This is a genomic window from Flagellimonas onchidii (assembly GCF_004804315.1).
Classification (GTDB): Bacteria; Bacteroidota; Bacteroidia; order Flavobacteriales; family Flavobacteriaceae; genus Flagellimonas; species Flagellimonas onchidii.
On the sequence record NZ_SRXX01000004.1, the window covers coordinates 159445 to 171772 of the forward strand.

Annotated in this window: 12 protein-coding genes; 6 read left to right on the forward strand and 6 right to left on the reverse strand. The window is 38.8% G+C overall.

The annotated features are described in order from the left end of the window. Positions 1-8: 8 nt before the first annotated feature. The 4 genes from E4661_RS05965 to E4661_RS05980 all read right to left on the reverse strand — a co-directional run bounded on the left by E4661_RS05965 (position 9) and on the right by E4661_RS05980 (position 5273). Positions 9-1109, reverse strand: a complete 1101-nt coding sequence (locus E4661_RS05965) for a bile acid:sodium symporter family protein (RefSeq protein ID WP_136465917.1) — start codon at positions 1107-1109, stop codon at positions 9-11. A 20-nt stretch (positions 1110-1129) separates the two neighbouring features. Next, positions 1130-2380 (reverse strand): amidohydrolase/deacetylase family metallohydrolase, encoded by a 1251-nt coding sequence (locus tag E4661_RS05970; protein WP_136465918.1) that lies wholly within the window; start codon positions 2378-2380, stop codon positions 1130-1132. Between the two features lie 68 nt (positions 2381-2448). Further along, positions 2449-4218: a PQQ-dependent sugar dehydrogenase gene (locus tag E4661_RS05975; RefSeq protein ID WP_240751415.1), complete on the reverse strand. Its 1770-nt coding sequence runs from the start codon at positions 4216-4218 to the stop codon at positions 2449-2451. A gap of 308 nt (positions 4219-4526) precedes the next feature. Beyond that, positions 4527-5273, reverse strand: coding sequence for a carbohydrate-binding family 9-like protein (locus E4661_RS05980; RefSeq protein ID WP_136465919.1), 747 nt, complete (start codon positions 5271-5273; stop codon positions 4527-4529). A 181-nt stretch (positions 5274-5454) separates the two neighbouring features. Between E4661_RS05980 and E4661_RS05985 the strand changes: the two genes are divergently transcribed. Then, the gene (locus E4661_RS05985) at positions 5455-5682 is read left to right on the forward strand and encodes a hypothetical protein (RefSeq protein ID WP_136465920.1); all 228 of its coding nucleotides are present in this window, start codon (positions 5455-5457) and stop codon (positions 5680-5682) included. A gap of 365 nt (positions 5683-6047) precedes the next feature. Here E4661_RS05985 and gap read toward each other — a convergent pair whose 3' ends face one another. Next, positions 6048-7040 (reverse strand): type I glyceraldehyde-3-phosphate dehydrogenase, encoded by a 993-nt coding sequence (gap, locus tag E4661_RS05990; RefSeq protein ID WP_136465921.1) that lies wholly within the window; start codon positions 7038-7040, stop codon positions 6048-6050. Between the two features lie 209 nt (positions 7041-7249). On the opposite strand from gap, the gene E4661_RS05995 reads away from it, so the two are divergent. From E4661_RS05995 to E4661_RS06015, 5 genes are all read left to right on the forward strand, one after another. After that, a complete protein-coding gene (locus tag E4661_RS05995) occupies positions 7250-7870 on the forward strand; it encodes a TIGR04282 family arsenosugar biosynthesis glycosyltransferase (protein ID WP_240751416.1) in 621 nt (206 codons plus the stop codon). Then, complete coding sequence (locus E4661_RS06000; RefSeq protein WP_136465922.1) at positions 7867-8682, forward strand: purine-nucleoside phosphorylase; 816 nt, start codon at positions 7867-7869, stop codon at positions 8680-8682. Before E4661_RS05995 ends, E4661_RS06000 begins: the two co-directional genes overlap by 4 nt. Continuing rightward, complete coding sequence (arsM, locus tag E4661_RS06005; RefSeq protein WP_136465923.1) at positions 8679-9644, forward strand: arsenosugar biosynthesis arsenite methyltransferase ArsM; 966 nt, start codon at positions 8679-8681, stop codon at positions 9642-9644. Before E4661_RS06000 ends, arsM begins: the two co-directional genes overlap by 4 nt. 87 nt (positions 9645-9731) lie before the next feature. Continuing rightward, complete coding sequence (locus E4661_RS06010; RefSeq protein WP_136465924.1) at positions 9732-10616, forward strand: DUF547 domain-containing protein; 885 nt, start codon at positions 9732-9734, stop codon at positions 10614-10616. Beyond that, on the forward strand, positions 10603-11313 hold the full coding sequence (locus tag E4661_RS06015; protein WP_136465925.1) for a TIGR04283 family arsenosugar biosynthesis glycosyltransferase: 711 nt from the start codon (positions 10603-10605) through the stop codon (positions 11311-11313). The genes E4661_RS06010 and E4661_RS06015 overlap by 14 nt, the downstream gene beginning before the upstream one ends. Here E4661_RS06015 and E4661_RS06020 read toward each other — a convergent pair. Beyond that, positions 11310-12299 carry an N-acetylmuramoyl-L-alanine amidase family protein gene (locus E4661_RS06020; protein ID WP_240751417.1) on the reverse strand — a complete coding sequence of 330 codons (990 nt, stop codon included), beginning with the start codon at positions 12297-12299 and terminating at the stop codon, positions 11310-11312. The genes E4661_RS06015 and E4661_RS06020 overlap by 4 nt on opposite strands. Between the last annotated feature and the right edge of the window lie 29 nt (positions 12300-12328).

Below are 12328 nucleotides of genomic sequence, written 5' to 3' on the forward strand. Positions count from 1 at the left end.
TTTGATATTTAAACTTCTTTGGATTCATCTGTTTTCTTTTCTGGATCTCTGTCCCGCCACCAAGTCGCCAACGAAGAACCAGAAATATTCATCCATGGCCCAAATACGGCCGGTGCCAATCCGATAGTAGCTACTTTACCCATTTCCAAGGCAATGCCAGAGGCCAATCCGCCATTTTGCATTCCAACCTCCAAGGCAATGGTACGACAATCTTGTTCTTTCATTTTTAAAGCTCTACACGACCAATACCCTAAAAAGTACCCAGCAATGTTATGTATAATGGCAGCCAAGATTAGGAAAAGCCCTATGGTCAATAAACTATCTCGACCTGCTGCTGTAATTATCGCTATGATCAATGCTATTCCCGCCATGGAAACAATTGGCATTGCTTTATCCAACCATTTTGCTTTTCCGTGGAAAAAGTAGTTGAACAGTAATCCGGCAATTATGGGTAAAATCACAATTTTGACAATACTCATCATCATCCCCACGAAATCGATTGGGACAAACTGCCCTGCAAAGGTCTCCATTAATAAAGGAGTCATTAAGGGAGCCAACACCGTAGAAACAGCTGTCAATGTAACGGACAATGCTAAATTCGCCTTAGCTAGATAAGCCATTACATTGGATGCCAATCCACTTGGAGATGATCCTATCAAGACCACTCCTGCGGCAATCTCCGGTGGAAACCTGAATAGACTTGCTATTGCAAACCCAAGAACTGGCATAATGGTGAACTGACAAACCAATCCAACCAATACTCCTTTGGGCATTTTGACCACCCCAGCAAAATCTTTTATACTCATTGCTGTTCCCATTCCAAACATTATAAGTTGTAAAAGTGGAACTATCAATGATTTCAGTTGAAACTCACCAATGTTGGTGAAAAAAGAGGGATAGAACATGGAAGCACTTACTGCCGCAAACACCAAAACTGTAAACGAAAAGCCTTTGAATTTTTTGTGTCCACGAATAGCCAAGGCCAGTAACAAAAAAAAGAACACAACGGCCGTGCCACTTTGTGACCCATATCCCATAATCAGCATGGCTATTGCTACAATTAAACAAACAAGGGAAGCAATCAATAATAATTTATAAGGTTTTTGCATTGGTTGGTTTTTGGTTTTTATTACTTTTCATTCCAAGGTTCGCTTGCCAATCCATTCAAATCCCAAACCACTTGGCCTTCCCTAAGGGTGAGTTCACATTCCAATTTTTTATCTCCGTTCATTTTTTTTCGCCTTACATCAATAAAGCCAAAATCCCCTTTTTTAAGATTCAAAATAGCAACATCAGCCACTGCTTCCTCAGAAAGATGGCCTAAATCTTCCCTTTGAATAATTTTGGCAGGCTCCCATGTTGATTTTGCAATGACCTCTTTTAAGGGCATGTTCATATTCAGAAATTTAGACATTACATTGATTTGGGTTTTCATTCCTCCGTTCATACTTCCGGTATGTAAATCCGTACTTATAGAATTTGGCTTTAAACCCTGTTCCACAGCTGGAATAGCTTGTTCAAACAAAAAACTTCCACCACCATGGCCAACATCAAAATTTATCCCACGTTTTTGAGATGCAAAAACAAAATCCCTAACCTTTCCGTTCCCATCTACAATTGGGGTTCTCCCTTTGACATGGGCATAAGCGTGGGTGAAAATATCCCCAGGCCTCAGTTTTTCCATAAATAAGGTCTCTATTGAAAGTTCTGGGTCGCTCCCACCAAAATCAATCATGACTGGAATCCCGGCCAATTTGCCAGCCTCAACTGCCCGTTCTGTTGGTGTCCAATCAAATCCACTGTAATGAGCAAGCTTTACCCCTACAATCATATCTGGGTATTGTTTGGCGATCATGGCGGTCAACTTAGGGTCCATATCTGCCAAATCTTGTTCTATTGCCCCTCCTTTCATTCCCAAACCTACAATATTCAAAAACGCCAGCACCCTTGTCTTGGAACGATCTATGACTTGTTCTTTAAATTTTCGGAAATCTCTCCAACCGGAGCTTCCTGCATCCGCTACTGTTGTTACACCACTCCGGAATGTAAAACCATCTGGGGGAAGTGCAGAAAAGCTATTGTTTAAATAGCCAAATGGCACCGTTCCATGAAAATTATGAGTATGGATATCCAACAGACCCGGTACTACATAGAGTCCTTTGGCATTAATTACTTTTTTAGCACTTCTTTCCGCTATTCTCGCATCAACCTTAGCTATCTTTCCTTCATGAATAGCCACATCCATAACTTGGTCAATACCATTTTTTGCATCAATCACGTGTCCGTCATTAATCAGCAAGTCATACTCTTGAGCGAACATCTGATTTCCTAACAATAAAATTGAAACCGTTAGAAGTACTTTTTTAAAATGTGTTCTCATTTTTTGGTTTTTTGGTTTTGACGGGTCACGCTGTTGGTTATCAATCTGATGCCCTACTAAATTACGTATTATAGGCCTTCTCTAACCTCATTCACTTCTTTAATGCTAACAGCGCTGGCTCTATTATCAAAATTTGATCGGATATAAGTCAATACTTCCGCTATTTCCTCATCAGACAAAAAACTATGCTGAGGCATAACACCATTGTAAGTTTCTCCGTGAACTTGTATACTGCCCTCCATGCCTTCAAGAATTATTTTTATAAGTCTTTCTTTATCTCCGGTTACCCAATCTGTGTTGGCAATTGGAGGAAATCTTCCTGTAGCGCCACCTCCATCTTTTTGATGACAAGCACTACAATAAGTATAATAAGTTTTTGCTCCACCGGAGATATCATCTTTCATAAGATTATCCCTGACCTTATCTGGTGTCCGGATATGGGAGAGTGTTTTCCTTTGTTCCATTTGTGCCAATTGCTCTTCACCAAAATTTTCCTTGTCTCCAGTAAAAGTGATTTTCCAGATTTTACCTTTTACGGAATCCGAAATGTACATTCCTCCATCGGGACCAAAAGCAATTCCCATAGGTCGGTAAACGGCATCATTGACACTTACAATTGGGTCAACTCCCGCAAAACCATCCACGAACACCTCATATTCTCCTGAAGGTTTGCCACCTTTAAAAGGAACAAAACCTACAAAATAACCGGATTGTGGATATGGCGCTCTATTTGTTGACCCATGAAATGCTATAAAAGCACCATTTTTATAACGTTCTGGAAAAGCATCTCCTTGGTAAAACACAAGGTCGTTAGGTGCCCAATGCCCAGGAAAACCAATTATAGGATCTTCGAATTGGTCACATCTCCCAATTAACTTGCCATCCCCACCATATTCCGGAGCAAGAACTTTCTTTTCTTGCATTTGATCATAGTAACAGTAGGGCCATCCAAAATCAGAGCCTTCTGTTACTTTTATAAACTCCTCTGAAGGCAATAATGCACTTTGCCAAGGGTCATAACGATCAGGAAACAATCTTAAAAGATCGTCCCTACCATGCATTACAACATAGAGATTCTTATCCTCAGGATTCCAATCCATGGCCACAACACTACGTATACCAGTAGCATACTTATAACCATCCTTCTGTGTCTGTCCAAGTTTGTTGGCATCAAAACGCCATATTCCACCATGATCTTCCAGTTGTGGACAGGGATCTAACCCAGGAGCTCCGGGGGTTCTTTTAGGGCTCTGACATGCATTTGAGGGTGCACCAAAGGGGATATACATATGTCCTTCATCATCAAAAGCCAAGGGCTTTCCAATGTGTTCATGTTTGCCGTGAGGATGGTCATCTGTGAACACAATTTCCATCTCTCCTTCAGGAATCAAGGTTCCAGGTTTCAATTTGTATCGGTAGACAATTAACTCCGAGCTAAAATAAATATAGCCATTATAGATTCGCATGGCCGTGGAATAGCTCCACTTTTGACTAGTTCTATATGACCCGAAACTTTCAATTTTATCTGCAGCACCATCGCCATTACTGTCCTCCAAGGCCGTAATGGATCCTTCTGCACTTGAATGTCTCAGTTTTGCGTAAATATATCCATCATCAGAAACAGCCAAATGCCTGACTTTTCCCTCAGTACTGTCCACCACCACCACTGCCTCAAAACCATCAGGAAGATAAAGTCCTGAACTAATCTGTTCCTTATCCTTTGCACATTGTACAAAGCCAATAAGCAGCACAAAATAAAATAGGATGTTTCTAATCTGCAAGCGAGGATTTATGAATGCTTTTTCATAATCCATTTGGTATTTTGATTGGTTTTTCATGGTTTAGGTTGTCAAATAAGAACGTAGATTTTAAGCGATAACCTGTCAAAAAATCTTCCTCATTTCTTCAGTGTCCGCACACGGGATTGGCACACACTTACTTATATGACATCAAAATTTGATAAATGACATCAAAACAACCAAAACCATTATCTGCGATTATAGATACCGTTTGGAGATATGGAAAAATGATTCTTCTAAATATGGGTTTTTAACCCTCTCAAAACAAAATGCTTACAAGGTAACAGAACAAGAGTTTTCCATTGAAAGAACAACGATTTGGTTTGATTATAATCAAGGGTATGAAATCATTCAAATATTAATTCACCGAAGAACTCTGGACGATGAAAATCAGGCTTTTGGGTACTAATTGGATTCCAACTTAAATAGTGACGTTTGGAGGTAGCGTCACCACATTTATAAAAGTTCGCTCGTGATTTAAGGCCCTTTAATTGGATATCTGGATTATGAGTCAATACTTCGGCAGGTATTACCATCAACATTTCCCACGTATGACCACCAGTTTTTTCGGAAAAGGATTGTGAACCCAAGGAAGATTCAACTTGTATTATGTTTTTAATGGTATCAGCGGACAAATACTCTCTAGGTTTTCGTTGAGGACCATAAGCTGAAAGGATTGTACCGATACAATTGGTTTCAAAATTATAATAATTGCCATCGGCCATTGGATCGAAGAAAAACTCCACACAACTATCTTTGAACACATAACTATTTGGCTCAGTCCTTTCTGCAAGAATATTTTCTTCTTCTACCTGCCATTTTAACCATATTTGGTTGTCACTATGTGCAATTTTAAAGCTTACTTTAGGCTCATATGGAAAAGCGGACCAGTTTCTTATGTCTACATAATTTGTTTCAACTTTCTCATCCAGCAGCCTAGATATATTTTGAAAATCAACAACACCATCATGACGAATTTCTTTTACTTTCAACACTTTTTGTTCCTGAACGGGGTTTTTCAATGGAATTGTTCTTTTATTACATGAGACCAATACAATACATATCAAAAAGTAAAAATGCGCTGTTTTGTACATGCCTAGGTTGATTGTTGGTCTTAAATGTACAAAATGTCTCTCTTTTTGGATATTCTATTTTTCCTTTATACTATTGCAGGTTCATAATTATTTCATAAATATGAAAATCGAATACCACTATAGGTAGAAAATATGAAACTAAGGCTTATATTTAGCCAATCTAGATTAATTTTAAATAAAAATGTCCGAGGATTTATTAGAAAAGGCAAAAGAGTTTGAAAACAGGACTTTAAGTCATATGTCCACTAGTGATAGGGTAGCCGCCTCACGTGAAGCAAAGAGTTTAATACTTTCCATAAACGAAATTTACAAGGAGACCAAGGATCCTAATTTAATGGATGTAATGAAAACTCTTACCGAGAAAAAACGTAAGATTGAAAAACGCTTAAAGGGTACTCCTTTGGTGTAATCCATTCTTAAATTGCAAATAGACAAAATACCATTCACAATACAATTGTTACCAATTACATCTTTTTCCCTGCAAGAAATAAAAATGTAAATTTTTGAAGTGTTTGTTTCAATAATTTAGGGGTATAAAATCTCAACCAAGAACAAACACATTGACAATGAACACTATTGAGGAAAAAATGGGCTATATTTTTTGGTACTTCGTGATAGCCTGTTCCGTATGCTCACTCATTAATAGTTTGTACCATTATTTTAATTGATCATTTGGTTTACGAAGTCATTTTGAATTTGTAAACAATATTTACCTTAATTATTTATAGCGTCAAAAAAAGCTCGAACCTAGGTTCGAGCTTTTTTGGGTTTAATCTATCCTTTTATTTCAAGAATTTGACGAATCATCTGATTCGTAAATCCCCATTCATTGTCATACCAGGTCATTACTTTTAGTAAGTCCCCGTCCACAACCCTTGTCATGGCCAAATCCACGGTTGACGCATATGGACTCTTAATTATATCCGACGATACAATGGGTTCATCCGTTACATCTAGCACCTTGGCATAACGCTCCGTTTTGGACTCTTCCATCAATATTTTATTTACTTCTTTAGCTGTTACCGATTTTTCTGTAACAAATGTCATGTCTGAAATAGAACCTACGGGTACTGGTACACGAATCGCCACTCCGTCAAACTTTCCAGTATATTCAGGTAACGCTTTGGTAGTAGCAATGGCCGCCCCAGTTGTTGTTGGAATCAAGTTTTGCGCACCTGCTCTTCCCATTCTAAAGTTCTTTCCGGAAGGGGTGTCCACAATTCCTTGCGAAGCCGTATAAGCATGCACTGTGGTCATAATCGCTTTTTTTATACCGATTCTTCTACCCAGAACTTCCACAACAGGGCTAATATTATTTGTGGTACAACTGGCACAGGAAAAAATACTTGTATTCCCATCTTCGCCGTTGACTCCATGTACCACAGTAGGCGTATCCTCGCTCTTCGTAGGTGCGGAAATAACAACAGTCTTGGCTCCAGCCTTTAAATGCCGCCCTGCATCTTCACCTTTGGTAAAGACACCTGTACTTTCAATTACCAAATCCACCTGGTGCTCTTTCCATGGTAATTCTTCCGGATTTCTTATGGAGGTATAATGAATTTTTTGACCATCGACCATAAGTATATCTGGTTCATGGGAAACCTCTTTCTCGTATACCCCATAGACTGTATCATATTTCAGTAAGTACGCCGTGTTTTCTACAGAAACTATATCGTTGACAGCCACAACCTCCAATCCAGGAGTGTCATTGATGACCTTTAAAGCAGCTCTACCTATTCGGCCCATTCCGTTTATTCCAATTCTCATATTAATTGTTCTTAAATTATTAATTGTTTGCATTCAATTAGTCTGAAAACAACCTCTCAAATTACATGGAGCCCATTGATATAAACCCTTTATAATTATCTTTAATCAAGAATCTCAAAGCCTTATCTTTGACATACTACAGCCCCAAGTAAGTAATTGGTACGTTGAAAGACCAATACAAGATTTTAGTAACCGAAAAGAGCATATTCTTGAACAGAAAAGAAAACCTACTGCTTATTTTTACCCGAAATCCAGAGTTGGGAAAATGCAAAACCAGACTTGCATCAAAAATAGGTAATGAAGCGGCCTTGAACGTATACAAGTTCTTATTAAAGCATACTGCCGTACTTACCAAAAACCTTAATGCCGAAAAACAAGTCTACTATTCCGAAAACATTTGGAAAAACGATATTTGGGACAATCAAGTCTATCAAAAAAAATTGCAGAAAGGCGAAAATCTTGGAGCACGAATGTACAACGCTTTCGAGAGTGGGTTTAATTTGGGTTTCAAAAAAATCATTATCATTGGAAGCGATATGTATGACCTTGCACCAGCAGACCTGGAAGAAGCCTTCTTAAAGCTGCAAGACCACGATTTTGTAGTAGGTCCTGCTGAAGATGGTGGCTATTACTTGCTAGGTATGACTACTTTAAAGAAGGAGTTATTCCAAGACAAATCTTGGGGAACCAAAACTGTACTGAAGGATACCCTGGAAAATCTTGAAGGTGAAGATGTTTGTCTCCTTCAAGTTAAAAACGATGTGGACCATTACGAAGACATAAAAGATATTGAAGCTTTTCAACCCTATATAAAACATATAAAAGGATGACCAAAAAACAACTTGACGAATCCGTTGAATACCTAAAGAAAAAAGGATTTGACACTCCTGAAATCGGAATTGTGCTGGGAACCGGTCTTGGGCAATTGGTAAATGAAATAAAACAACCGGTAGAAGCACACTACAATCATATTCCCTATTTCCCCTTGGCCACAGTGGAGTTCCATTCTGGTAAACTTATCTACGGCACCATCGCAGATAAAAAAGTGGTGGTAATGCAAGGAAGGTTCCATTTGTACGAAGGTTATGATTTTCTTGATATCACTTATCCTATTCGCGTAATGCACCAACTCGGAATTAAAAAACTCTTCGTTTCCAATGCTTCGGGAGCCATTAATCTTGACTTCAAAAAGGGAGATGTTATGTTGATTGAAGACCATATTAACTTACAAGGAGGCTCTCCTCTTGCCTTTAAAAATGTTTCCGATTTTGGTGACAGATTTGTGGACATGGCGGAGCCTTATGATGTTGACATGCGTCAAAAATTAGAAACTATTGCCAAAAAAGAGGGTATTTCATTGCAAAAAGGGGTGTACGCTTCAGTGGTCGGGCCACAATTAGAAACCAAGGCCGAATATCGCATGCTAAAAATTTTAGGAGCAGATGCCGTTGGCATGAGTACCGTACCAGAAGTAATTGTTGCCAATCATTTACGACTACCTATTGTAGCGGTTTCTGTCTTAACGGATGAATGTGATCCAGACAATTTACAACCCATTGATATTCAAGAAATTATTAAGATAGCAGGAAAGACAGAGCCAAAAATGATAACATTATTTAAAGAACTAATTCAACTTATATGAGCTATTTAGATGCCACCCAAGATTTATACAAAGAAGCGGCCTTGACCCCAGATGTTGGTCTTTGTTGCACCACAAATCCCATTTGGCAATTCCCGGGTCTGTCTATTCCAAAAATTATGCAGGATATGAACTACGGTTGCGGAAGTACGGTTTCAGCACAAGATCTTGTAAACGACCCCAAGGTACTTTATGTTGGCGTGGGAGGTGGAATGGAATTGCTCCAATTCGCATACTTCTCAAGGCAGAATGGCGGAGTTATTGGTGTGGATTCTGTAGATGAAATGTTGGAAGCATCCCGTAATAATTTTAAGGTTGCCGAGGAGGAAAACGATTGGTTTAAAAGCGAATTTGTAAGCTTGGTCAAAGGGGATGCCCTAAATCTTCCTGTCGAAGACGAGAGCATCGATGTAGCGGCACAAAACTGTCTTTTCAACATCTTTAAAATGGAAGATTTGAAAAAGGCGGTATCCGAAATGTACCGTGTGCTCAAACCTCATGGTCGACTGGTCATGAGTGATCCTACGTGCGAACAGCCCATGAACGATGAGTTAAGAAACGATGACCGACTAAGAGCGCTTTGTCTAAGTGGAAGTATTCCAATTAAGGATTATGTAAAGGTGTTGACAGATGCTGGGTTCGGGACCATTGAAATCCGAGCTAGGAAATCTTATCGCGTTTTATCGCCTAACCATTATCCAACTGATGAATTGATTCATATCGAGTCCATTGAAATAGCAGCCATAAAAGACCCTATGCCAGCAGATGGCCCTTGTATCTTTACCGGAAAAACAGCTATTTATTATGGTGGAGAAGAATATTTTGATGATGGTTTAGGCCATGTTTTGCTTCAAAATCAACCTTTGGCCGTTTGTGATAAAACTGCTGCAGCTTTGGGAAAGGCATCGGACGAAATCCATATTAGCGAAAGTACTTGGCATTATGATGGTGGGGGTTGCTGTTAGTTCAAATTTTGATGCTCAGTAGTGAAAGGTTATACGCATTTCCCAGACTGTTCTATCAGTAATTATTGAACTAAAAAGGCATTGCCCATGAATGTAATACTCAATGTATTGTTGGGAATCTCACTGTTTTCTTGCAATGAAAAGATTCAAGAGCGAAGTGATGACAATCCAAAAAAGGATGTAGTTACGGTTTCTATTCCAGAAGAAGTAATTTCCAATGAAAACAAGGACACTCTTGAAACTTCCATAAAAACATATGAAGTAAAAGAAGTCAATTCCCCTTCTCATAACAAAACGGAAGAGAAAAAACCGGTTGTGGCTCCAATCCCAGAGCATTCCATTTGGGGCGACTTGTTAAAAAGGTTTGTGGACGACTCTGGCAATGTTGATTATGCAGGATTCAAAAAGGATATTGGTGAACTGGATGAGTATTTAGAACTTCTCGCTAAAAACCCTCCAACAAATCACTGGGCCAAAAATGACAAGCTTGCTTATTATATCAACCTGTACAATGCCGCAACAGTGAAATTGATTGTAGATCATTATCCACTTAAAAGCATCAAGGATATCCCAAATCGTTGGAAGAAAAAATGGATCAAAGTAGGAAATGAAGTCACCTCCCTAAATAACATAGAACATGAAATATTGCGTAAAATGAAGGAGCCCCGAATTCACTTTGCCATAAACTGTGCTTCTTATTCTTGTCCAAAGTTGTTAAATGTGGCGTTTACACCTCAAAGTATGGAACGGTTGCTTTCTAAAACTACCGTGGATTTTGTAAACGATAAGTCCCGAAACCGTTTTGATAATGAAAAAGCGCAGTTATCCAAAATATTCAAATGGTATAAAGGTGATTTTACGGAAAATGTCCCGTTGCTGGAATACATAAACCAGTATTTGGAAAATCCAGTAAGCAAAAAAGCTAAAGTTGAATATTTGGATTATGATTGGAGTTTGAATGAAGCAAGATAAAGCCCCTTCAATAAGTATTATAATTCCAGTACTCAACGAAGAGCGCTTCATTGGAAAAGTATTGGATCACATAAAAGCTACATGTTCTGCGGATAATGTGAAGGAAATTATTTGTGTAGATGGAGGTAGTGGCGACAATACAATACAGGTTATAAAAGCTGAGGGAGCTAAGGTCATTGAATCAGAAAAAGGCAGAGCCACGCAGATGAATACCGGGGCAAAACATGCCCAAGGAGAAATACTCTATTTTTTACATGCCGATACTTTTACCCCAAAACATTTTGACACTATAATTCTGAATGCCATTGAGCAAGGATATGAGTCTGGCTGCTTTCGAATGCGTTTTGATACAAAAAATCCCATACTTCGACTTTTTGCCTCGATGTCTCGAATAAATCATACGTTATGCCGAGGAGGGGATCAATCCTTGTTTATTGCAAAAAGATTGTTCGAAAAGAACAAAGGTTTTAATGAGAACTATCGAATTTATGAGGATACCGAATTTATAACCCGACTGTACAAGCAAACCAAGTTCAAAGTACTTTCTGAAGCAGTTATTACCTCAGCACGCAAGTATCGGGAAAAAGGATGGATCAAAGTCCAGTTCCATTTCGGGATGATACATTTAAAAAACTATTTGGGAGCAGGGCCAGAAGAATTGTACCAGTATTATATTAAAAACATTATGAACTATTAATCTAGCCTAGTCTCATAGTCGAGTAAAATACCTTCTGAAATCCATTTGGCCAGAGCTTGACGATTGTCGGGATCTAAAAATCTGCGTTGATCTTTTTTACTCCGTATGTTGCCTATTTCGATATACGCAATAGCTGGAAGTGTATTTCGTATCAAATAAAGGCCGCTTCTATCTTTGAAGGTGCCCGTATATTTTCGATTGGGTTGAAATTTTTTGTATTTCTTCTTAAAAGTTTCGTGAATACTCTCCGCCAAGCGTTTCCCATTTTTGCTTTTATGGTGATGGTAAAAGAATACGTCGATATTTGTCCCTTTGGTCCGTCCGTCCACGTGGGTCACTATCAATCGCTGATATTTTCCACGGTTTTTTTGATACAGCTGATTCACTACTTCGGTTCTTTGTTTTAACCTTTGGACATGGTTTAAAGGAATAACTTTATCTGGGTAAACGACCTCATCATGGTCTATTTCCAAAATTCTATCATCCCGGATGCCATCATTTTCATCACGAACTATAAGAAACACTTCGGCACCATGGGACAATAACTCTTTGGCCATTCGAAGGGTAACGTCATATGCGTATTCATCTTCGGCAATCGTTTTGCCTTTGTACCTTTCAACAGCACCTGGGTCTGGCCCACCATGCCCAGAAATCAAATAATAGACCGTGTTCTGCAGTCTATTACTGGAACGCTCAACCTTGGCATGTTTCTCACCAAAAATTGGATACTCCTTCTCGGTTGTTGTTTCAACCTCTGTCTGTGCTTTAGCAAGAGTAGAATCAGGAATTTTATACAAACCACCGGCATACAGTTGGTTAGTTTCCTTCAGTTTTTCTTTATTCAATTCAATAAATTCCTGATAGTATTTGGAAGGAGCAAAACCGTGCCTTCTTAACAGGGAGTAAATACCATCACCTTCAATCGCTTCAACCTGTTGAATGGAATCTTGTGCCAAGGCTAACGAATGGCCACATAAAATGAACAACAAAAGGTACTTAAAGGTATTCCCAAGAA